Source organism: Massilia jejuensis, from assembly GCF_042656795.1.
Classification (GTDB): Bacteria; Pseudomonadota; Gammaproteobacteria; order Burkholderiales; family Burkholderiaceae_D; genus Telluria; species Telluria jejuensis.
In genome coordinates this window covers 26,764-49,277 of the sequence record NZ_JBHSMS010000062.1, presented here as the reverse complement: position 1 = coordinate 49,277, position 22,514 = coordinate 26,764, and the positions used below count along the sequence as shown (strand labels likewise).

The window sequence follows — 22,514 nt, the reverse complement described above, 5'->3', positions numbered from 1 at the left end:
CCCCCGTCAAGCCCGGTCCGCGGCCTCGGCAAGCTTGCCGGCGTAGTCCTTGGCGAACTGCCAGGCCACGCGCCCGGAGCGCGAGCCGCGCCCCAGCGCCCATTGCAGCGACGCGCCGCGCGCGGCCTCGATCTGCTGTGGCGTGCAGCCGAAACTGTGCAGCCAGTGCGCCACGATCCCGAGGTAGTCGTCCTGGCGGAACGGATAGAACGACAGCCACAGGCCGAAGCGCTCGGACAGCGAAATCTTTTCCTCGACCGCCTCGCCCGGATGCAGCTCGCCCTCGTCGCTGTGCGAATAGCCCGTGTTGTCCGACATTTTCTCGGGCATCAGGTGGCGCCGGTTCGAGGTCGCGTAGATCAGCACATTGTCCGACTGCGTGGCGATGCTGCCGTCGAGCGCCACCTTCAGCGCCTTGTAGCCGGCCTCCCCTTCCTCGAACGACAGGTCGTCGCAAAAGACGACGAAGCGCTCGGGGCGTCCTGCCACCAGGTCGACGATGTCGGGCAGGTCCGCCAGGTCGGCCTTGTCGACCTCGATCAGGCGCAGGCCCTGGTCGGCGAAACCGTTCAGGCAGGCCTTGATGAGCGAGGATTTGCCGGTGCCGCGCGCGCCGGTCAGGAGGACGTTGTTGGCCGGCCGGCGCGCCACGAACTGGCGCGTGTTCTGCTCGATCTGGCGTTTCTGCGCCTCGACGTGTTGCAGATCCTCGAAGCGGATGGTGGAGGCGTGCAGCACCGGCTGCAGGTAACACCCCCCGCCGCCGGCGCGCCGGCGCCAGCGGAAAGCAAACGCGCGCTTGAAGTCCGGCTCGCGCGGTATCGGCGGCAGCATCGCCTCGACCCGCGCCAGCAAGCCCTCGGCGCGCTGCAGGAACTGTTCGAGCGGCGTCATCCTGCGCCTACGAACGGTAGTCGGCGTTGATGCTGACGTAGTCGTGCGACAGGTCGCAGGTCCAGACCGTGGCCGAGGCGTCGCCCCGTCCGAGCGTCACGCGCACCAGGATCTCGGCCTGCTTCATCACGCGCTGGCCGTCCGCTTCCTGGTAGCCTGGATTGCGTCCGCCCGCTTGCGCCACCAGCACGTCGTCCAGGTAGAGGTCGAGCTTGGTCACGTCCAGGTCGTCGACGCCGGCATAGCCGACCGCGGCCAGGATGCGGCCCAGGTTCGGGTCCGAGGCGAAGAAGGCGGTCTTCACCAGCGGCGAGTGGGCGATCGCGTAGGCGATCTTGCGGCATTCCTCCAGACTGCGGCCCTGCTCGACCGTGATGGTGATGAACTTGGTCGCGCCTTCGCCGTCGCGGATGATCTGCTGCGCCAGGTTGCGCGAGAGCTCGGTGACCGCATCCCGCAGCGCCTCGTAATCGGGTCCGGACGCTTCGTTCACGACCAGGCCGCCGGCGCCGGTGGCCATCAGCATGAAGGAATCGTTGGTCGAGGTGTCGCCGTCGATGGTGATGCTGTTGAAGGAGCGGTCGGCCGCGTATTTGACGAGTTCATCGAGCACCGGCTGCGCCACCCTGGCGTCGAAGGCCAGGTAGCCGAGCATGGTCGCCATGTTCGGCTTGATCATGCCGGCGCCCTTGCTGATGCCGGTCATGGTGACCACGTGGCCGCCGATGGTGACCGACCGCGAGGCCGCTTTCGGCTGGGTGTCGGTCGTCATGATCGCCTCGGCCGCGTTGAACCAGTTGTCGGCGCGGAGATTGGCGACCGCGGCCGGCAGGCCGGCGACGATCTTCGGCAGCGGCAGCGGTTCGAGGATCACGCCGGTGGAGAATGGCAGCACCTGCTGCGCGTCGCAGCCGAGCAGGCGCGCCACTTCGGCGCAGGTGGCCCGGGCATGGGCCAGGCCCGGCTCGCCGGTGCCGGCGTTCGCATTGCCGGTGTTGATCACCAGCGCGCGGATCGGTTTGCCGCCGCCGTGCACCGCCGCCAGGTTGGCCTTGCTGACCTGCACCGGCGCCGCGCAAAAGCGATTCAGGGTAAACACGCCGGCAACGGTGGCGCCGTCGGCCAGGCGCATTACCAGCAGATCCTTGCGGTTGGGCTTCTTGATGCCGGCTTGGGCGAAGCCGATCTCGATGCCGGCGACCGGTGTCAGGTCGGCGGCGACAGGCAGGGGGGAATTCACGGCCATGGTGGTCTCAATGGAAAGATTTCGAATCCGATATTGTACTGCGCGCGCGGCAGGCGGCGCGCGGCGCTGGCCATCGCCACCCGGCAGGGCGACGCGGGCGCGTGGGTGCGTGCGCTACGGAGCCGGCTCGACCGGAGCGGCCACGGGCTGCCGGCGGATGCCATCGAAAAAGGCGTCCCGCGGGACGCCTTCTGTCTGCGGCAGCCGGCTCAGGCCAGCTTGCCGTGGCACTGCTTGAACTTCTTGCCGCTGCCGCAAGGGCATGGATCGTTGCGGCCCACCTTCACACCCAGGTAGGTGCTATGGTCTTCGGCGGCGACCGGCGTGGTGGACGGCGTGGCGACCGGCGCCAGCAGTTCTTCCGGCGCGGCCGACGGGTTGAAGTCGGAGTGCTGGTAGTTGATGTTTTCCAGCTGCGCATGCTGCGCCGCCATGGCCGCCTCCGCCGCCTCGACTTCTTCGCGCGACTGGATCCGGACCGTCATGACGGTGCGAATGACCTCGTTCTTGATCTGGTCGAGCATGCTGCCGAACAGCTCGAAGGCTTCGCGCTTGTATTCCTGCTTCGGGTTCTTCTGCGCATAGCCGCGCAGGTGGATACCCTGGCGCAGGTGATCCAGCGCCGCCAGGTGTTCGCGCCAGTGCGTGTCGACGCTTTGCAGCATGACGTTGCGCTCGAAGCCGCCGAAGGATTCCTTGCCCACGACAGCGATCTTGGCGTTGTACGAGGCATCGGCCGCGGCCAGCACCCGTTCCAGGATGTCGTCGTCGTTCAGGTTCGGCTCGTCGACCAGCATCTGCTCGAGTGGTACGTCGAGCGCCCACTCCGAGGCCAGCACCGATTGCAGCGACTTGATGTCCCACTGCTCCTCGACCGATTCGGCCGGCACGTAGGTGCGCACCAGGTCGGTGTAGGTGCCGGCGCGCAGCGAGGCGATCAGTTCCGAAATGTCGGCCGCTTCCAGCAACTCGTTACGCTGGGTGTAGATCACCTTGCGCTGGTCGTTGGCGACGTCGTCGTACTCGAGCAGCTGCTTGCGGATGTCGAAGTTGCGGGCCTCGACCTTGCGCTGGGCGGTCTCGATCGAACGGCTGACGATGCCCGCTTCGATCGGCTCGCCTTCCGGCATCTTCAGGCGTTCCATGATGGCGCGCACGCGGTCGCCCGCGAAGATGCGCAGCAGCGTGTCGTCCAGGCACAGGTAGAAGCGCGACGAGCCCGGATCGCCCTGGCGGCCCGAACGGCCGCGCAGCTGGTTGTCGACGCGCCGCGATTCGTGGCGCTCGGTGCCGACGATGTGCAATCCGCCGGCGCCCACCACGTGGTCGTGCAGCGATTGCCATTCGTCGTGCAGCTGCTGCGACTGGGCCGCTTTCTCGGCTTCCGACAGGCTGGCGTTCGCTTCGATGATCTGGATCTGCTTCTCGACGTTGCCGCCCAAGACGATGTCGGTACCGCGGCCGGCCATGTTGGTCGCGATGGTGATCATCTTCGGACGGCCCGCCTGGGCGATGATTTCCGCTTCCCGGGCGTGCTGCTTGGCGTTGAGGACGTTGTGCGGCAGGCCGGCCTTGGTCAGGATGCCGGAGAGCAGTTCCGAGTTCTCGATCGAGGTCGTGCCCACCAGCACGGGCTGGCCGCGCTCGTAGCAATCCTGGATGTCGACCAGCATCGCATTGTATTTTTCCTGCGACGACTTATAGACCTGGTCCTGGCGGTCCTTGCGCTGCGAAGGACGGTTCGGCGGGATGACGACGGTTTCGAGGCCGTAGATTTCCTGGAACTCGTAGGCTTCGGTGTCGGCCGTACCGGTCATGCCGGCCAGCTTGGTGTACATGCGGAAGTAGTTCTGGAAGGTGATCGAGGCCAGGGTCTGGTTCTCGTTCTGGATGCGCACGCCTTCCTTGGCTTCGACCGCCTGGTGCAGGCCGTCGGACCAGCGGCGGCCCGTCATCAGGCGGCCGGTGAATTCGTCGACGATCACGACTTCATTGTTCTGCACCACGTAATGCTGGTCCTTGTGGTACAGGACGTGGGCGCGCAGCGCCGCATACAGGTGGTGGATCAGCGTGATGTTGGCCGCGTCGTACAGCGAGGCGCCTTCCGGCAGCAGGCCCATCCTGGTGAGGATGGCTTCCGCGTTCTCGTGGCCGGCTTCGGTCAGCAGCACGGTGTGCGCTTTCTCGTCCTTGATATAGTCGCCCGGAACTTCGATGACGCCCTTGCCGTCCGGGGTTTCCTCGCCGATCTGCTGCACCAGCTGCGGCGGCACTTCGTTCATGCGGTGGTACAGGTCGGTATGGTTCTCGGCCTGGCCCGAGATGATCAAGGGCGTACGCGCTTCGTCGATCAGGATCGAGTCGACCTCGTCGACCACGGCGAAGTTCAGGCCGCGCTGCACGCGTTCGCGCGCCTCGTAGACCATGTTGTCGCGCAGGTAGTCGAAACCGAATTCGTTGTTAGTGCCGTAGGTGATGTCGGAACCGTAGGCGGCCTGCTTGGTGCCGTGGTCCATCTGCGACAGGTTCACGCCGGTGGTCAGGCCGAGCCAGCCGTACAGGCGGCCCATCGAGTCGGCATCGCGCTGCGCCAGGTAATCGTTGACGGTAATGACATGCACGCCCTTGCCGGCCAGCGCATTCAGGTAGACCGGCAGCGTCGCCATCAGGGTCTTGCCCTCGCCCGTGCCCATCTCGGCGATCTTGCCTTCGTGCAGGACCATGCCGCCGATCATCTGGACATCGAAGTGGCGCATCTTCAGGACGCGCTTGGCGGCTTCGCGGCAGACGGCGAACGCCTCGGGCAGGATGGCGTCGAGCGACTCGCCCTTGGCGACGCGGTCCTTGAATTGCGGCGTCTTGGCCTGGAGTTCGGCGTCGGACAGCGCCTCCATCTGCGGCTCGAGCGCGCTGATCTGACGCACGGTTTTTTGATATTGCTTGAGCAGCCGCTGGTTGCGGCTACCGAAAATCTGGGTCAGTAATGACATGCTAGGTTTCTTAAAAAGACGCCGCAAAAAGAGCCAGGGATGATATCAAACGAGATACCTACTCAAGGCAATCCTGAAAACCTGCTGCGCGCTGGCCTGCCGCTCGCTGCGGTTTTGCCGGGTTCCCCAAGGCTGACGGGTGGCATAAAGCGAATGATTTTATCATGCGATGCGGCCACACTTGGGGATGATAGGCAGGATAACAAGTATCGTGCCCGAAAGAATGTTGTCAGATTGACTGGTTCGCAACGGATTGCCGCGTCCCGTGGCCGCGTATGGTATGTTGCGGCCTTGTCGCCCACTCTTTCATCCGCGCTCGATGCACATTTACGGCACCCGCAACCGCAAGACTTCGTTCGACGTCACGGACTTCCTGCGTTCGAACGAACGCATGGCGAGCCTGCTGCCGACGGCCTTGCGCATGGCCGACCTGCAGCGCGACGTCGGCCTGGCGCTGCCGGCCATGGCCGGCAACTGCGACGTGCTCGCTTTCCAGGACGGCGTGCTGACCCTCGCCGTGCCGAGTTCGGCGGTGGCGGCGCGCCTGAAGCAGCAGCTGCCGAAGCTGCAAGGCACCCTGCTGGCGCGCGGCTGGCAAGTCGCCTCGATGCGCCTGAAAGTGCAGGTCACGCGCGCGATGCCGCCCCGGGTGGAAACGCGGGTGCTGGAATTGCCGCCGACGGCAGTCGATGCTTTCGAGGAACTCGGCGACAGTTTGCCGGATACGCCGCAGAATGCGGCGCTGGTGGCGGCCATCAAGCGATTGGCGGCGAAGCGGCGCTAGGCAAGACGCTGCAAGCAGCCGCGGCGGTCTTTCCGCATGGGCGCGTACTCAGGTCTGCGCCCACTCCTGCTGCATCTGCTTCACATACGACGGCGGCGCCCCGTCGATCGCATCGAAGGACACGATTTCGTAGGCGTCCGGCCGCGCCAGCAGCGCGCGCAGCAAATCGTTGTTCAAGGCATGCCCCGACTTGTGCGCCTGGTAGGCCGCCAGCAGCGGGTGCCCGACCAGGTACAGGTCGCCGATCGCATCGAGAATCTTGTGGCGCACGAATTCGTCGTCGTAGCGCAGGCCGTCCGCGTTCAGGATGCGGTACTCGTCCATCACGATCGCGTTTTCCAGCGAGCCGCCGCGGGCCAGGCCCATGCCGCGCAGGCTTTCCACGTCCTGCATGAAACCGAAGGTACGCGCGCGCGCCACGTCGTGCACGTAGGATACGTGGGCGAAGTCGACCGTGGCATTCTGCATCGTGCCGTCGACCGCCGGGTGGTTGAATTCGATGAAGAAGTCGAGCTTGAAGCCGTCGTGCGGGAGCAGACGCGCCCATTTTTCGTTGTTGCCGCTGCCCTGGCGCACTTCGACTTCCTTCAGCACGCGGATGAATTTCTTCGGCGCGCCCTGGTCCTGCACGCCCGCCTGCTGCAGCAGGAACACGAAGGACGACGCCGAGCCGTCCATGATCGGAATTTCCTCGGCCGTCACCTCGATGTACAGGTTGTCGATGCCGAGACCGGCGCAGGCCGACATCAGGTGTTCGACCGTCGAGACGCGGGCCTCGTTCTTGATCAGCACCGAGGCCATCCGCGTGTCGCCCACGACCTCGGCGCTCGCCGGGAATTCAACGACCGGATCGAGGTCGACGCGGCGGAACACGATGCCGGTATCGACCGCGGCCGGACGCAGCGTCAGTTCGACCTTGCGGCCCGAGTGCAGCCCGACGCCGGTCGTGCGTACCAGTTCTTTGATGGTTCGTTGTTTGAGCATGGACCGATTATATCGCCGCTTGAAAATCGGTGCCGGGCTCGGCACTTGCAGCTCGGCAATGCCACCTTGTCAGGGATGCTCGGCTTCCGCGTGGACCTTCTCGTGACGGACGAGGTAGATGCCGCTGCCGATGATGATGGCCGCGCCGACCAGCGTGTAGCGGTCCGGCAGCGCCTGCCACAGCAGCCAGTCGATCGCCACGCCCCAGGCCAGGGCCGAGTACTCGAAAGGGGCGACCACCGAAGCCTCTCCATGGCTGAACGCTTCGGTGATCGCCAGCTGGCCGAAGAAGCCGCTCACCGCCAGCCCGGCCAGCAGCCAAGCGTGCGCCGGGTCGAGCGCCACCCATTCCGGCGCCGCCAGCGCGGTCGCGCCGATCGACATCAGGAGCATCAGCCAGAACATCATCTGGCGCGTGCTGTCGGTGCGCGACTGGACGCGCGCGGCGATCGCCGAAATGGCGTAGCACACGGCCGAGCCCAGGATCGCCAGCCCGCCCAGGGTCAGCATGCCCTCGCCTTCGGGACGCAGCACGACCAGCACGCCGCCCAGGCCGACGGCGATGGCGATCCAGCGCGCCAGATCCACCGTCTCTTTCAGGAAGAACACCGACATGGCCGTGATCAGCGCCGGCGCGATGAAGAAGATCGAATAGGCTTCGGCCAGGCTCAGTTTTTTCAGCCCGAACGCGAACAGCGCCAGCATGGCGATACCGAGCCCCGCGCGCAGCAGGTGCAGCGGCCAGCGCACCTTCAGCATGGTGCCGAAGCCGCCGCGCCAGGCGACGTAGGCGCACACCAGCGGCAGCGAGGACAGCGAGCGCAAGGCCGCCACCTGCATCGACGGATAGTGCGCGGCCAGCAGCTTCATGGCCGTGTCCATCAGCGAGAACATGAAGACGGCGACCAGCATCGCGTAGATGCTGCGCAGGTTGCCGCTCATCGCGCCCGTTCCGGTCACAAGCGCTTCTCCATGCAGACCTCGTCCGCGCCGACTGCGCCGCCGTAGGGCGCGCAGCGGGTGAAGCCGAAGCGCTCGTACAAGGCGATCGCATCGCGCTGGCGCGCGCCGGTCGTGAGCCTGAGTTCGTGCACCCCGGCCGCCAGCGCGTGCAGCGCCAGCTGCTCGAGCAGCGCGCGGCCGATGCCCTGCCCGCGCGCGGCCGCGTCGACGACCATGCATTTGGCCTCGCCATATCCATCATGGCGCTTGAGCGCGACGCAGCCCGCGGCGCGTCCGGCGTCGTCGCGCGCGACGAGAAAGCGCACCTCGGGCTGCTGCAAGGCCGCGAGCGCAGGCGGGGAACGGCGCGCCGCGGGATAGAGCGCGAGAAGCAGCGCGTGGAGCTGCGCGAGCAGGGCGGCCACTTCCGGCTGGTCCGGGGTTTCGGGTTCGATATGCATGGGCTGGCAGACAAAAAAACGGCGCCGCGGCGCCGTCGAATAACACGGAAGGGGGCGATCAGCCCAGTTGCGACAGCATCGTTTCGGCGCTCGAGACATCGAAGCCGCCCTGCTCGACATTGAGCCGGGTAACCACGCCGTCCTCGACCAGCATCGAGTAGCGCTGCGAGCGCGTGCCCATGCCTTTGCTGGAGAAGTCCGCGTCCAGGCCGAGGGCCTTGGAAAAAGCGGCGTTCCCGTCGGCCATCATGCGCACGATCCCGGTCGATTTCTGGTCGCGGCCCCAGGCGCCCATGACGAAGGCGTCGTTCACCGAGATGCACCAGATTTCGTCGACGCCCTTGGCTTTCAATGCGTCCGCGTTCTGGACGTAGCCCGGCACGTGCTTGGCCGAGCAGGTCGGCGTGAAGGCACCCGGCAAGCCGAAGATGGCGATCTTCTTGCCCTTGGCCAGCTCGCTCACCTGGAACATGTTCGGGCCGAGCGCGCAGCCTTCGGTTTCGGTTTCGATGAATTCGGCCAGGGTGCCTTCCGGCAGGCGGTCGCCAATCTTGACGGTCATGATGGTTCCTTGATGTGGTCGTGCCAAAACCCCAAGTATGCCGGAATCACGCCGTTTTTGCTGGTCGCCGCCGTCTTGCTTATTTAAACAATTGCCAGCAAGATGAAGGACACCACCCGCCCCGGCTTCCAGATGAACAACGAGAACTATCTTCCCGACGTGAAGGCGCAGTACGAACGCCTGCCCTACCCTCCGGTCGATCCCCGCGACGAACACCGGCGCCTGCAGCGCACCTGGCTCGAAGACCTGCCGATGATCAATCACTACTGCTTCGGCGGCCGGCAAACCTTCGGCAGCGGCTTCCGGGTGCTGGTGGCGGGCGGCGGGACTGGCGACGCAACCATCTTCCTGGCCGAGCAGCTGCGCGGGACGAATGCCGAGATCGTGCACCTCGACCTCAGCATGGCCAGCATCGCGCTGGCGCAGCAGCGCGCCCACATCCGGCGCCTGGCCAACATCCGCTGGGTCCACGATTCGATCCTGAACATTCCGGAACTCGGCCTCGGCCGCTTCGACTACATCAACTGCTGCGGCGTGCTGCACCACCTGGCCGATCCGGATGCCGGCCTGCGCGCCCTGAAGAGCGTGCTGGCCCCGGACGGCGCGATCGCATTGATGGTCTACGGCGCCATCGGCCGCACCGGTGTCTATCACATGCAGCAGCTGCTGCGCCTGTCGAACGCCGGCTGCAGCGAGCAGGACAAGATCGCGCAGGCCAGGGAAGTGCTGCAGGCGCTCCCGCAGGGAAACTGGTACCGCCGCGCCGGCGAGCTGTACGGCGACAACGACACCGACGCCGGCATCTACGATTCGCTCTTGCACACGCAGGACCGTGCCTATACGGTCGAGGAAATTCATGCCTGGCTGGGCGACGGCCACGGTTTCAACATCGAGCTGTCGGACGTCAACCGCGGGCGTTTTCCCTACCTGCCCGAATTGACGCTGGGGCTCGATGCGCGCCAGTTGCGCGCGCGCCTGCCGGCCATGAGCGAACGCGCGCGCCATGCGATGTCGGAACTGCTGATCGGCGACATTACCCGCCACACCATGTACCTGACCCCGGGCGCTGCGGCCAGGGCGCCCTACGGACAGGCCGACTTCATTCCCTTCTATTTCCACGAGCCGCTCGACCCGAAGGCGCTGGCGCAGATGTTCGCGCCGAAGAACGGCGCGCCGACGATGCTGGCCCACCCGCACCTGCGCCTTACCGCCGCGGTCGACGCCGGCCTGTATGCGGGCCGGGTGCTCGGCCTGGTCGACGGCAAGCGCAGCTTCGGCCAGATCTTCGACCTGGTGCGCGCGGGCCTGGCCGGCGGCGGCCCGCTACCCGACAACGCGGCCCTGTTCGCCGACTTCGCGCCCGTCTACGGCCTGCTCAACGCGATCGAACGCATGCTGCTGCGCCACGTCAGCTGCCGCTGAACGCGGACGAATGAAAAAACCGGGACCGGAGCCACGCTCCGATCCCGGTTTTTCATGAAGCGTCGAAAAGCTTAGTCGGCTTGCTTGCGCAGGAAAGCCGGAATGTCGTAGGTCTCGACACCGTTGCGCTGCATTGCCTGCACCTGTTCGGACGCCTGCTCGCGGCGCCAGACGGCCGGCTGCTTCATGCCGGCGTCGCCGCCGACGGCCGCGTGGCCCATGCTCACGCCGGCGGGGACGGCGGCAGTACCGGCCATCATCGGCGCGTTGTAGGTACCGGTGCGCAGCACCTGCTGCGGCTGCACCAGCTGCATCTTCTTGGCTTTGCCCAGGCCCGTCGCGACGACCGTCACGCGGATTTCGTCGCCCATCGCGTCGTCGTAGGCGATGCCCTGGGCGATCGACGCATCCGGTGCGGCGAAGGCGCGCACGGCGGCCATGACTTCCTTGATCTCCTTGCCCTTCAGGCCGCGGCTCGCCGTCACGTTGACCAGCACGCCCTTGGCGCCCGACAGGTCGATACCGTCGAGCAGCGGCGAAGCGACTGCCTGTTCGGCGGCGATGCGCGCGCGGTCCACGCCCGACGCGGTGGCGGTGCCCATCATCGCCTTGCCCTGCTCGCTCATGATCGTCTTGACGTCGTTGAAGTCGACGTTGATGTGGCCCGGCACGTTGATGATCTCGGCGATACCGGCAACGGCGTTGTTCAGGACGTCGTCGGCGTGCTTCATCCAGTCGAGCATCGATTCGTCTTCGTAGATCTCTTCCAGCTTTTCGTTCAGGATGATGATCAGCGAATCGACGTGCTTCGACAGCTCTTCCAGGCCCGCTTCGGCCACGTCCATGCACTTCTGGCCTTCGTACGAGAACGGCTTCGAGACCACGGCCACCGTCAGGGCGCCCATCGTCTTGGCCACTTCGGCCACGATCGGCGCGGCGCCGGTGCCGGTGCCGCCGCCCATGCCGGCGGCGATGAAGACCATGTGCGCGCCGCGCAGCGAGTCCTCGATGCGCGAGCGGGTCTGTTCGGCCAGCTGGCGGCCGACTTCAGGGCGCATGCCGGCGCCGAGGCCCGATTCGCCGATCTGGATGATGTTGTCCGCACTCGACACGGCAAGCGCCTGGGCATCGGTGTTGGCGGCGATGAACTCGACGCCCGATACACCTTTGTTGATCATGTGCTGCACCGCGTTGCCGCCTGCACCACCCACGCCGACGACCTTGATCACCGTTCCCAGTGCTGCGTTATCGACCATATCGAACTCCATGATGTGACTCCTAATTTTCAAAGTGCGCTATCCATGCACCAAACCTCATAAGGTTATCAGGCCTAGCGCATGGATACTGCTTGGTATTATAAAAAATATGTGTTTTGTATCGAATCAAAGACGCTTGTTTGAGTCTGTTGCTTGCTGCTTAGAAATTCCCCAAGAACCATTCCTTCATGCGCTGCCACACCGCCTTTACCGAGCCATCCTGACGCGTGACGATGTGGCCCCGCAAATACTGTTTTTTCGCTTCCATCAACAGCCCCAATACCGTCGCGTAGCGCGGGCTGCGCACGACGTCGGCGAGCTGGCCGCGGTAGTCCGGCGTGCCCAGGCGCGTCGGCTTCAGGAACATGTCTTCCGCCATCTCGATCATCCCCGGCATCATCGAGGTGCCGCCGGTGAGCACGATGCCCGACGAGAGCACGCCCTCGTAGCCGGACTCGCGCACCACCTGGTGCACCATCGCGAACAGCTCTTCCACGCGCGGCTCGATGACGGCGGCCAGCGCCTGGCGGCTCAACGCACGCGGGCCGCGGTCGCCCAGGCCCGGCACTTCGAGCGTCTCGCCCGGATCGGCCAGCACCTGCTTGGCCACGCCGTAGCGCAGCTTGATTTCCTCCGCTTCGCCGGTCGGCGTACGCAAGGCCATCGCGATGTCGCTGGTGATCTGGTCGCCGGCGATCGGGATCACGGCCGTGTGGCGGATCGCACCGTCGGAAAAGACAGCGATGTCGGTGGTGCCGCCGCCGATATCGATGATGACGACGCCCAGTTCCTTCTCGTCGGTGGTGAGCACGGCGTCGGCCGACGCCATCGGCTGCAGGATCAGGTCCGACACTTCCAGGCCGCAGCGGCGCACGCACTTGACGATGTTCTGCACCGCCGACACCGCGCCGGTGACGATGTGCACGCGCACTTCCAGGCGGATGCCGCTCATGCCGATCGGCTCGCGCACGTCTTCCTGGTTGTCGACGATGAACTCCTGCGGCACCGTGTGCAGCAGCTGCTGGTCGGTCGGGATGTTGACCGCCTTGGCCGTCTCGATCACGCGCGCGACGTCCGTTTGCGTGACTTCCTTGTCCTTGATCGCCACCATGCCGCTCGAGTTGAACGAACGTATATGGCTGCCGGCGATGCCTGCGTAGACATTGCGGATCTTGCAGTCGGCCATCAGCTCGGCCTCCTCGAGCGCGCGCTGGATCGACTCGACGGTGGCCTCGATGTTGACCACGACGCCCTTCTTCAATCCCTTCGACTCGTGCTGACCGAGGCCGATGACCTCGTGGCGTCCGTCGGACATCACCTCGGCCACGACCGCCACCACCTTCGAGGTGCCGATGTCGAGGCCGACGATCAGGTTTTTCGCGTCTTTTGTCATTGCTCGCCTGCTTAGATGTTCTTTGTTGTCTTGTTAGTCGGAGTTTTTTTCTTCTTTACCGCGGCCTTCACAGGCTTGGTGGCATCCGCCGGCACGGTCAATGCCGCGGAGGACAGCGCCAGCCCGTTCGGGTAGCGCATGTCGATCGTATCGATACGGCCTTCCTGCAGCCGGGCGACCAGCTGCGGGTAGACCCCGACCAGGCGCTGCACGCGCGCCTTGACGGTATTTTTGTCCTGCTCGCGGCCGAGCTCCACGCTCATGCCGTTGTCGAGCTTGACGGTCCAGGCATAACGCGACGACAGCGACAACTCCTGCGGTACCAGCTTGACCGGCGCAAACCACGCGCGCAGTTCGGAAAAGCGTGCCAGCACATCCTTTTCGCTGCCGACCGGTCCCACGAAGGCAGGCAGTGCATGATCGTCGTCGGCCTCGGCGAGGTTGGCGGTGAAGACATCGCCCTTCACCGACAGCAGGCGTCCCTCGCCCCAGGTACCGAGCGCTTCATGCTCTTCCACTTCCACGATCAGGCGGTCCGGCCACTCGCGGCGCACCGTTGCGCGGCGCACCCAGGGCACCGCTTCGAAGGTGGTGCGCACCTGTTCGAGATCCGTGGTGAAGAAATTCCCGCGGATCTTGCCCAGCACGCTATTTCTGACCGTCAATTCGTTCACATGCTTGAGGTCGATGCGATAGATACTTTCGACACGCACTTCGCGCAGCGTGAACATCGGACGCTGCGACAGCCACCACACCCCCGACGCGATAGCGGCGAGCAGCGTCGCTGCCAGCATGGTACTGGCAGTGGCGTTGAGGGCGCGTACGTCATGCCACATAAGTTCAGCCTTGTGCCTTCACCATCTTGCAGCGCGCCGAACGCAGGATCTCGATGCACAGGTCTTCATAGCCGATGCCGACCGCGCGCGCCGCCATCGGCACCAGCGAATGGCTGGTCATGCCGGGCGAGGTGTTCACTTCCAGCAGGAACGGGCGCATGTCGCTCTCGCGCACCAGCACGTCGACCCGGCCCCAGCCCTCGCAGCCGAGCGCGCGGTAGGCGTCGACCGCGTGCTGCTGGATCTGCGCCGTCAATGCATCGTCGAGTTTCGCCGGGCAGTGGTACTGGGTGTCGTCCGAAAAATACTTGTTCTGGTAGTCGTAATTGCCCGCAGGCGCGACGATCTCGACGATCGGCAGTGCCCGCGCGTTCTTGCCGGAGCCGAGCACGGCGACCGTGAACTCGCGGCCGGTGACGAATTCCTCGGCCAGCACGGTCTCGTCGAAATCCAGGGCCAGCGCGACGGCCGCCTCGAATTGCTCGGCCGCTTCGACCTTGGTGATGCCGATGGTCGAGCCCTCGAGCGGCGGCTTGACGATCAGCGGCAGGCCCAGGTCGGCCACGATGGCGTCGAGGTCGTCGCCCGGGGCGACGCTGGCGTAGCGCGGGGTCGGGATGTTCTTCGACACCCAGATGATCTTGGTCGTGATCTTGTCCATGCCGACCGACGACGCCATGACGCCGCTGCCGGTGTAGGGAATGCCGAGCTGCTCGAGGGCGCCCTGCAGGCTGCCGTCTTCGCCATAGCGGCCGTGCAGCGCGATGAAGACGCAATCGAAGCGCTCGGCGGCCAGCTCGGCCAGCGAACGCTCGGCGGGATCGAAGCCGTGCGCGTCGATGCCGCGGCTCTTCAAGGCCTGCAGCACGCCGGTGCCGGACATGATGGAGACGTCGCGCTCGGCCGAGCGGCCGCCGTACAGGACGCCGACCTTGCCGAAGTTGGTGATGATATCGCTCACGATGGAACCTTTTGCGAGGTGAGTTGTTCAGTTAGCTCGGTTAATTTTGCCGGTACGCCGCTGATCGAGCCGGCGCCCATGGTGAGGACGACGTCGCCGTCCTTCGCCACCTGGAGGATCGCCGCCGGCATCTCGGCGATCGTTTCCACGAAAATCGGTTCGATCTTGCCGCCGGCGCGCAGCGAGCGCGCCAGGGCGCGGCCGTCGGCCGCCACGATCGGCGCTTCGCCGGCCGGGTAGACTTCCGACAGCAGCAGCACGTCCGGCGCCGCGAGGACTTTCACGAAATCCTCGAACAGGTCGCGCGTGCGGCTGTAGCGGTGCGGCTGGAAGGCCAGCACCAGGCGCCGGCCCGGGTAGGCGGCGCGCGCCGCGGCGAGCGTGACCTCGGTCTCGACCGGATGGTGGCCGAAATCGTCGACCAGGGTGAAGCTGCCGCCGCCCTCGAGTTGCACCTCGCCGTAGCGCGTGAAGCGGCGGCCGACGCCACGAAATTCCAGCAAGCCCTGCGCGGTGGCGGCGTCGTCGATGCCGATCTCGCGCGCGATCGCAATGGCCGAGCAGGCGTTGAGCACATTGTGCATGCCCGGCTGGTTCAGCACGAACTTGGTGTCCGGATAGCCGTCCTGGCGCACGGTGAAATGCATGTGCACGCCGTCGGCGTAGGCATCCATGGCGCGCACTTGCGCTTCTTCCGAGAAGCCGTAGGTGGTGACCGGCTTGGTCACCTGCGGCAGGATCGAGCGCACGTGGCGGTCGTCGATGCACATCATCACGCGGCCGTAGAACGGCAGGCGGTGGGTGAAGTTCACGAACGCGGCCTTCAGCTTCTCGAAGTCGTGCTCGTAGGTTTCCATGTGGTCGGCGTCGATGTTGGTGATGACCTCGATCATCGGCGTCAGGTTCAGGAACGAGGCGTCCGATTCGTCGGCTTCGGCCACGATGTAGTCGCCGGTGCCCAGCTTCGCGTTCGCGCCGGCGCTGTTCAACTTGCCGCCGATGACGAAGGTCGGATCGAGCCCGCCCTGCGCCAGCACCGAGGCGACCAGGCTGGTCGTGGTCGTCTTGCCGTGGGTCCCGGCGATGGCGATGCCGCGCTTGAGGCGCATCAGTTCGCCCAGCATGATCGCGCGCGGCACCACCGGAACCTGGGCGCCGCGCGCGGCCATGACCTCCGGATTGGCTTCGTTCACCGCGGTCGAGGTGACGACGGCGTCGGCGCCGAGGATGTTGCCGGCCGCATGGCCGAGATAGACGCGCGCGCCCAGCTCCTTGAGGCGGGTGCTGGCCGCATTGCTGCCCAAGTCCGAGCCCGAGACTTGATAGCCGAGGTTGAGCAGCACCTCGGCAATGCCGCTCATGCCGCTGCCGCCGATACCGACGAAGTGAATGTGTTTGATCTTGTGTTTCATTGTTTTTCTTTGTCCGCCAATTGTTCCAGCACGTCTGCAATTTCCTCGTTCGCGTTGCGCTTGCCCACGCCGTGCGCCGCCTGCGCCATCGCCAGGCAGCGTTCACGGCTCGTCGATGTCAGCAATTGCGCCAGGCGCGCGGGCGACAAGTCGCCCTGCGCCAGGTGGATCGCCGCTCCCTGCCGCTCCATCCAGACCGCGTTGTCGCGCTGGTGGCTGGTGGTGCTGGCGACGAACGGCACCAGCACGCTGGCCACCCCGGCGGCGGTCAGCTCCGACACGGTGATGGCGCCGGCGCGGCAGATCACGAGATCGGCCTGCGCGTACGCGGCCGCCATGTCGTCGATGAAGTCGACCACGTTCGCTTCCACGCCGGCGCCCTGGTAGGCCTGGCGCAGGGCCTCGATATTCTTCTTGCCCGACTGGTGGGTCACCAGCGGACGCACGTTCGCGTCGATCAGGCCGAGCGCCGCCGGTACGCTGTCGTTGAGCACCTTGGCGCCCAGGCTGCCGCCGACGACCAGCACGCGCAGGGGACCCGTGCGGCCGGCGAAGCGTTCGGCAGGCAGGGGCAGGTCGAGGATCGCCTGGCGCACCGGATTGCCGGTGACGATGGCCTTGCCCGCGGCATTGCCGAAGTCGGCCGGGAAGCCGAACAGCACGCGCTGGGCGATCGGGCTGAGGGTCTTGTTCGACAGCAGCAGGGCCGCGTCGGCGTTCACCAGCGCCAGCGGAATGCCGCGCGCGCGCGCCATCAGGCCGCCCGGCACGGTCACATAGCCGCCCATGCCCAGCACGACGTCGGGTCGGCGCTGGCCGAGATAGCGCAGGCAGGCGCCGAAGCTGGCCGCCATCTTCACCGCGCCGGTCAGGGTGTGGTTCCAGCCCTTGCCGCGCAGGCCGGCGAAGTCGATCGTGTCCATCTCGATGCCGTGTTTGGGCACGAACTCGCGTTCCATGCCGTGCGCGGTGCCGAGCCAGGTCACGGTCCAGCCGCGCGCGCGCATCGTCTGCGCGATCGCCACGCCCGGGAAGATGTGGCCGCCGGTGCCGGCCGCCATGATCATGAGCTTTTTCACCGGCGCCGTCATAGCCGCCCTCCCCGCATCAGCACGCGGTTTTCGTAGTCGATGCGCAGCAGGATCGCCAGTCCCACGCAGTTGATGACGACGCCCGAGCCGCCATAGCTCATCAGGGGCAGGGTCAGGCCCTTGGTCGGCAGCAAGCCCAGGTTCACGCCCATGTTGATGAAGGTCTGCACGCCGACCCAGATGCCGATGCCCTTCGCTGCCAGGCCGGCGAAGAACTGGTCGAGGGCGATGGCCTGGCGGCCGATGTCGAAGGCACGCTTGACCAGCCAGTAGAACATCGCCAGCGTGACGAGCACGCCGATCAGGCCGAGTTCCTCGCCGATCACGGCCAGGATGAAGTCGGTATGCGCTTCCGGCAGGTAGTGCAGTTTCTCGACGCTGTTGCCCAGGCCGACGCCGGCGATCTCGCCGCGGCCGAAGGCGATCAGCGAGTGCGTCAGCTGGTAGGCCTTGTCCAGCGCATTGTCTTCCTGCCACGGGTCGAGGTAGGCGAACATGCGCGCGCGGCGAAACGGCGAGAGCGCGATGATCGAGGTGAAGATGACGACCAGGATGGCGCCGATGCCGCCGAACCAGATCATGTTGAAGCCGCCCAGGAACAGGATGCCCATGGCGATGCAGACGATGACGCCGAAGGCGCCGAGGTCGGGTTCGAGCAGCAGCAGCAGGCCGACCACGCCGATGGCGAACGCCATCGGCATGAAGCCCTTGGTCAGCTTGTGCATGTACTGCTGCTTGCGCACCGTGAAGTCGGCGGCGTACAGCACCGCGACGATCTTCATCATCTCGGACGGCTGCAGGTTGAACACTTTCAGCGACAGCCAGCGCCGCGCGCCGTTCACCGACACGCCGATGCCCGGGACCAGGACCAGCATCAGCAGCACCAGCGTGGCGACGAACATCATCGGTGCCAGCTTCTGCAGCACGGCTACGGGAATCCGGAAAACGAGGAAGGCGGCCGCGATCGACACCGCGATGAAGCCGGCCTGGCGGTACAGGAAGTATTCGTGGCGGCCCAGCAGGTGGGCGAACTTGGGCGAGTCCGGCAGCGCGATCGAGGCCGAATACACCATCACCATCCCGAACAGCATCAGGATCAGGGTGACCCAGACCAGCGGCTGGTCGTAGTCCATCATCTTGGAGGGACGGCTGCGCTCGGCGATGCCTGCCTCGCTGGCGGAACCCGGGAACTTGAAGGGAATCTGGAAGGCCATCAGGGCTCCACCCCTTTTTCCAGTCCGATCTCGCGCACGGCCTCGACGAACACCTGCGCGCGGTGCGCATAATTGGTGAACATGTCGAGGCTGGCGCAGGCCGGCGACAACAGCACGCTGTCGCCGGCGCGTGCCAGGCCGGCGGCGCGGCGCACTGCCTGCGGCAAGTCGTCGAGATCGAAGCAAGGCACGCCGGACGGCTCGATCGCCGCCCTCACGGCCGGCGCATCCTTGCCGATCAACAGCACCGCGCGCGCATGGCGCGCGACCGGTTCGGCCAGCGGCGTGAAGTCCTGGCCCTTGCCGTCGCCGCCGGCGATCAGGACGATCTGCTGGTCCCCGCCGGTAAAGGCCTTGCCGAGGCCGAGCAAGGCGGCCACCGTGGCGCCGACGTTGGTACCCTTGCTGTCGTCGTAGTAATCGATGCCGTCGATGGTGGCGACCAGTTCCACGCGGTGCGGCTCGCCCGCGTACTCGCGCAGGCCGTGCAGCAGCGGCGCGAGCGGCAAGCCGGCGGCGCGGCACAGGGCCAGCGCGGCCAGCGCGTTCGAGGCATTGTGCAGGCCGCGGATTTTCAGGGCGTCGGCCGGCATCAGGCGGTTGACGACGGTGTCGACGGCAGGCGCTGCTTCACCGGCCAGGGCCTTCGAGCGGCCCTTGCCCGGCTTCTTTTCGCTCTCCTCGAGGGCGGCCGCATGCGCCAGCCACAGCACGCCGCGCTCGCTGACGAGGCCGAAGCTGTTCGCTTCCTGCGGCTCGCCCGTGCCGAAAGTCAGCTGCGCCACGCCGGGTGCGGCCATGCCCATGACGATGGCGTCGTCGCGGTTGAGCACGCGCGTCGTGCCGGCGCCGAAGATGCGCGCCTTGTCGGCCGCATAGGCCGCCATGTCGCCGTGCCAGTCCAGGTGGTCCTGGGTGAGGTTCAGGACCGTGGCCGCGTCGGCGCCCAGGCTGAAGGTCAGGTGCAGCTGGAAGCTCGACAGTTCCAGTACCCAGGCCTGCGGCAGCTTGTCCGCATCGAGGGCCGCGCGCAGCACGTCCAGCGCGGCCGGGCTGATGTTGCCGGCCACGCGCGTGTCGAGACCGGCGCGGCGGCACAGCAAACCGGTCAGGCTGGTGACGGTGGTCTTGCCGTTGGTGCCGGTAATGGCGATCACTTTCGGCGCATAGCCGCGCTCCGTCTCGAGGGCGGCCAGCGCCTGGGCGAACAGCTCGATCTCGCCCCAGACGGGGATGTTCCTGTCTTGCGCGGCCGGCGTGATGCAGGCCAGTTCCTTGTGCGGCGCCAGGCCCGGGCTGACGGCGACGAAATCGACGCCTTCGACCAGGGCGGCCGTGAATTCGCCGCCGATGAACTCGGCGCCGGGTACGGCTGCGCGCAGCGCAGCCAGGCGCTGCGCGAGCTGCGCCTCCGTGCGCGTATCGGCCACGCGCACGGAGGCGCCGCACCGGCTGAGCCATTGCGCCATCGCGAGCCCGGATTCTCCGAGCCCAAGGACCAGGGCGAGTTTGCCTTCGTAGTTCATCAACGCAGCTTCAAGGTGGACAGGCCGATGAGGACCAGGACCATCGTGATAATCCAGAAGCGGACCACGACCTTGGTCTCCTTCCAGCCTTTTTGTTCGAAATGGTGGTGCAGGGGCGCCATCAGGAAGACGCGGCGGCCGGTGCCGTAGCGCTTCTTGGTGAACTTGAACCAGGCGACCTGGATGATCACCGACAGCGTCTCGGCGACGAACACGCCGCCCATGATGAACAGGACGATTTCCTGGCGCACGATGACGGCGATGGTGCCGAGCGCGCCGCCCAGGGCCAGCGCGCCGACGTCGCCCATGAACATCTGGGCCGGGTGCGCGTTATACCAGAGGAAAGCCAGGCCCGCCCCGGCCATCGCGCCGCAGAAGATCAGCAGTTCGCCGGCGCCTTCGATATGCGGGATGAACAGGTATTTCGCGAACGTGGCGTTGCCGGTCAGGTAGGCGAACAGGCCGAGGGCCGCGCCGACCATCACGGTCGGCATGATCGCCAGGCCGTCGAGGCCGTCGGTGAAATTGACCGCGTTCGAGGTGCCGACGATGACGCAATAGGTCAGCGCGATGAAGCCCCACACGCCCAGCGGATAGCTGATGGTCTTGAAGAAGGGGACGATCAGGTCGGCCTTGGGCGGCAGGCTGAGCGAAAAGCCCGACTGCACCCAGGCCCAGAACAGCTGGGCCACGCCCCACGGGGACTTGGCCGACACCGAGAACGCGAGATAGAGCGAGGCGGCCAGGCCGACCAGCGACATCCAGAAGTATTTTTCGCGCGAGCGCATGCCTTCCGGGTCCTGGTAGACCACCTTGCGGTAATCGTCGACCCAGCCGACGGCGCCGAAACCGAGCGTGACGATCAGCACCGGCCAGATCAGGCGGTTCGACAGGTCGCACCACAGCAGCGTCGAAATGGCGATCGAAATGAGGATCAGCACCCCGCCCATGGTCGGGGTCCCGTGTTTTTTCAGGTGGGTCTGCGGACCCTGGGTGCGCACCGCCTGCCCGACCTTCATCTCGGTCAGTTTGCGGATGACGGCGGGGCCGGTAAACAGGCCGAGCGCGGTCGCCGTGATCGTGGCGAACACCGCGCGGAAGGTGATGAAGTTAAATACGCGCATCGGACCGATATAGTCCTGCAGGTATTGTGCAAGCCAGAGCAGCATTTAGTGGGCGTCCTTGCCAGTGTGTGTGGATCCGGTCAGGTGATTGACGACGCGTTCCATCTTCATGAAACGCGAGCCCTTCACCAACACAGTTGCATCAGAATTGCCGCCCAGTTGCTTGTCCAGTGCTGCCAATAAATCGTCAAACTGCTCGTAATGGTGTGCGCCGCTGGCCACAAGGTAGGTCGAGAGCTCGCCCGTCGCCAGCACCGTCTCGATGCCGCGGCTGTGCGCATACGCGCCGATCTCTTCGTGGAACTCGCGTCCCTGCGTGCCGACTTCGCCCATGTCGCCCACCACCAGGATGCGCGGTGCCGGGTAGCTCGCCAGCACGTCGATCGCGGCGCGCATCGAGTCCGGATTGGCGTTATAGGTGTCGTCGATCACGAGCGCGCCGCAGGCGGACCGCTTTTGCTGCAGCCTGCCGCCGACCGGCGCGAAGCTTTCCAGTCCGCGCACGATCAGGTCCTGCGCGATGCCGGCCGCCAGCGCGCAGGCGATCGCCGCCAGCGCATTGCGCACATTGTGTTCGCCTGCCGCCGCCAGTTTCAACCCGAATTCGCCGTCCGGGGTCGTCACTTTCAAATTGTTACCAAATCCCGTGCTGACATGGCTGGCGCGCACATCGCAGGCGTCGGTAAAGCCGAAGGTGATGCTGCGGCAGTGCGCGGCCAGTTTCCGCCACAGCGCCGTGTAGGTGTCGTCGCCCGGGTAGACGGCTACGCCATCGGCCGGCAGCGCCGACAGCACGGCGCCGTTTTCCAGCGCGACCGCTTCCACGGTGTGCATGAATTCCTGGTGCTCGCGCTGCGCGTTGTTGACCATGGCGACGGTCGGCCCGGCGATCGCCGCCAGGCGCGCGATCTCGCCCGGATGGTTCATGCCCAGTTCGACCACGGCCGCGCGGTGCGACGCTCCCAGGCGCATCAGCGTCAGCGGCACGCCGATCTCGTTGTTCAAATTGCCTTGCGTGGCCAGGCGCGCTTCTTCCCCGAAGGCGGCGGCCAGGATCGCCGCGATCATTTCCTTGACCGTCGTCTTGCCGTTGCTGCCAGTGACGCCGATGACGGGGATGGCGTGCCGGCGGCGCCAATGGTTGGCGATCTGGCCCAGTGCGGCCAGGGTGTCCGGCACCACGATGGCCGGCAGGTTCCAGCCTTCCGGCAGGCGTTCCGCCACGACCGCGGCCGCGCCATTGGCCGCCACCTGCGGCAGGAAATCGTGGGCGTCGAAGGTTTCGCCGCGCAACGCGACGAACAGCGCGCCGGCATTGGCCGTGCGGCTGTCGGTCGAGACCTGGTCGAAGCTGGCGTTCGCGAGCAGCAGCGAGCCGGGCATCGACGCGATCAATTCGGCGAGCGTACCGCGCAT

Annotated in this window: 19 protein-coding genes; 2 read left to right on the top strand and 17 right to left on the bottom strand. The window is 66.1% G+C overall.

Features of this window, described 5'->3' with window-relative positions:
* Positions 1 to 6: 6 nt before the first annotated feature.
* The 3 genes from ACFPOU_RS18965 to secA form a co-directional block, all read right to left on the bottom strand.
* Positions 7 to 894, bottom strand: a complete 888-nt coding sequence (locus ACFPOU_RS18965) for an ATP-binding protein (RefSeq protein WP_379724861.1) — start codon at positions 892 to 894, stop codon at positions 7 to 9.
* Positions 895 to 901: 7 nt separating this feature from the next.
* Positions 902 to 2,140, bottom strand: a complete 1,239-nt coding sequence (argJ, locus tag ACFPOU_RS18960; protein WP_379724858.1) for a bifunctional glutamate N-acetyltransferase/amino-acid acetyltransferase ArgJ — start codon at positions 2,138 to 2,140, stop codon at positions 902 to 904.
* A gap of 209 nt (positions 2,141 to 2,349) precedes the next feature.
* A complete protein-coding gene (secA, locus tag ACFPOU_RS18955) occupies positions 2,350 to 5,130 on the bottom strand; it encodes a preprotein translocase subunit SecA (RefSeq protein WP_379724855.1) in 2,781 nt (926 codons plus the stop codon).
* A gap of 319 nt (positions 5,131 to 5,449) precedes the next feature.
* Between secA and ACFPOU_RS18950 the strand changes: the two genes are divergently transcribed.
* Positions 5,450 to 5,914 (top strand): DciA family protein, encoded by a 465-nt coding sequence (locus ACFPOU_RS18950; protein ID WP_379724852.1) that lies wholly within the window; start codon positions 5,450 to 5,452, stop codon positions 5,912 to 5,914.
* 48 nt (positions 5,915 to 5,962) lie between these two features.
* On the opposite strand, the gene lpxC is transcribed toward ACFPOU_RS18950, so the two are convergent.
* The 4 genes from lpxC to ACFPOU_RS18930 form a co-directional block, all read right to left on the bottom strand.
* On the bottom strand, positions 5,963 to 6,898 hold the full coding sequence (lpxC, locus tag ACFPOU_RS18945; RefSeq protein WP_379724849.1) for a UDP-3-O-acyl-N-acetylglucosamine deacetylase: 936 nt from the start codon (positions 6,896 to 6,898) through the stop codon (positions 5,963 to 5,965).
* A gap of 69 nt (positions 6,899 to 6,967) precedes the next feature.
* The gene (locus tag ACFPOU_RS18940; RefSeq protein ID WP_379724949.1) at positions 6,968 to 7,810 is read right to left on the bottom strand and encodes a DMT family transporter; all 843 of its coding nucleotides are present in this window, start codon (positions 7,808 to 7,810) and stop codon (positions 6,968 to 6,970) included.
* Positions 7,811 to 7,854: 44 nt separating this feature from the next.
* Positions 7,855 to 8,301: a GNAT family N-acetyltransferase gene (locus ACFPOU_RS18935; protein ID WP_379724845.1), complete on the bottom strand. Its 447-nt coding sequence runs from the start codon at positions 8,299 to 8,301 to the stop codon at positions 7,855 to 7,857.
* A 58-nt stretch (positions 8,302 to 8,359) separates the two neighbouring features.
* The gene (locus tag ACFPOU_RS18930) at positions 8,360 to 8,863 is read right to left on the bottom strand and encodes a peroxiredoxin (protein ID WP_379724842.1); all 504 of its coding nucleotides are present in this window, start codon (positions 8,861 to 8,863) and stop codon (positions 8,360 to 8,362) included.
* Between the two features lie 102 nt (positions 8,864 to 8,965).
* On the opposite strand from ACFPOU_RS18930, the gene ACFPOU_RS18925 reads away from it, so the two are divergent.
* On the top strand, positions 8,966 to 10,285 hold the full coding sequence (locus tag ACFPOU_RS18925) for a class I SAM-dependent methyltransferase (RefSeq protein ID WP_379724839.1): 1,320 nt from the start codon (positions 8,966 to 8,968) through the stop codon (positions 10,283 to 10,285).
* A 71-nt stretch (positions 10,286 to 10,356) separates the two neighbouring features.
* Here the strand turns inward: ACFPOU_RS18925 and ftsZ are convergent, their stop codons facing one another.
* From ftsZ to ACFPOU_RS18875, 10 genes are all read right to left on the bottom strand, one after another.
* Entirely contained in the window at positions 10,357 to 11,553 is a 1,197-nt protein-coding gene (gene ftsZ, locus ACFPOU_RS18920; protein ID WP_379724836.1) for a cell division protein FtsZ, read from the bottom strand.
* A gap of 148 nt (positions 11,554 to 11,701) precedes the next feature.
* The gene (gene ftsA / locus ACFPOU_RS18915; RefSeq protein ID WP_379724832.1) at positions 11,702 to 12,934 is read right to left on the bottom strand and encodes a cell division protein FtsA; all 1,233 of its coding nucleotides are present in this window, start codon (positions 12,932 to 12,934) and stop codon (positions 11,702 to 11,704) included.
* 11 nt (positions 12,935 to 12,945) lie between these two features.
* The gene (locus tag ACFPOU_RS18910; protein ID WP_379724829.1) at positions 12,946 to 13,770 is read right to left on the bottom strand and encodes a cell division protein FtsQ/DivIB; all 825 of its coding nucleotides are present in this window, start codon (positions 13,768 to 13,770) and stop codon (positions 12,946 to 12,948) included.
* 4 nt (positions 13,771 to 13,774) lie between these two features.
* Positions 13,775 to 14,722 carry a D-alanine--D-alanine ligase gene (locus tag ACFPOU_RS18905; RefSeq protein ID WP_379724946.1) on the bottom strand — a complete coding sequence of 316 codons (948 nt, stop codon included), beginning with the start codon at positions 14,720 to 14,722 and terminating at the stop codon, positions 13,775 to 13,777.
* Positions 14,723 to 14,727: 5 nt separating this feature from the next.
* Positions 14,728 to 16,143: a UDP-N-acetylmuramate--L-alanine ligase gene (murC, locus tag ACFPOU_RS18900; protein ID WP_379724826.1), complete on the bottom strand. Its 1,416-nt coding sequence runs from the start codon at positions 16,141 to 16,143 to the stop codon at positions 14,728 to 14,730.
* On the bottom strand, positions 16,140 to 17,234 hold the full coding sequence (gene murG, locus ACFPOU_RS18895; protein WP_379724823.1) for an undecaprenyldiphospho-muramoylpentapeptide beta-N-acetylglucosaminyltransferase: 1,095 nt from the start codon (positions 17,232 to 17,234) through the stop codon (positions 16,140 to 16,142). The genes murC and murG overlap by 4 nt, the downstream gene beginning before the upstream one ends.
* Positions 17,231 to 18,448 (bottom strand): putative lipid II flippase FtsW, encoded by a 1,218-nt coding sequence (gene ftsW, locus ACFPOU_RS18890; protein WP_379724820.1) that lies wholly within the window; start codon positions 18,446 to 18,448, stop codon positions 17,231 to 17,233. The genes murG and ftsW overlap by 4 nt, the downstream gene beginning before the upstream one ends.
* On the bottom strand, positions 18,448 to 19,974 hold the full coding sequence (murD, locus tag ACFPOU_RS18885; protein WP_379724817.1) for a UDP-N-acetylmuramoyl-L-alanine--D-glutamate ligase: 1,527 nt from the start codon (positions 19,972 to 19,974) through the stop codon (positions 18,448 to 18,450). The genes ftsW and murD overlap by 1 nt, the downstream gene beginning before the upstream one ends.
* Positions 19,974 to 21,143: a phospho-N-acetylmuramoyl-pentapeptide-transferase gene (gene mraY, locus ACFPOU_RS18880; protein WP_379724814.1), complete on the bottom strand. Its 1,170-nt coding sequence runs from the start codon at positions 21,141 to 21,143 to the stop codon at positions 19,974 to 19,976. The genes murD and mraY overlap by 1 nt, the downstream gene beginning before the upstream one ends.
* The gene (locus ACFPOU_RS18875) at positions 21,144 to 22,514 is read right to left on the bottom strand and encodes a UDP-N-acetylmuramoyl-tripeptide--D-alanyl-D-alanine ligase (RefSeq protein WP_379724811.1); all 1,371 of its coding nucleotides are present in this window, start codon (positions 22,512 to 22,514) and stop codon (positions 21,144 to 21,146) included. It lies immediately after the preceding gene.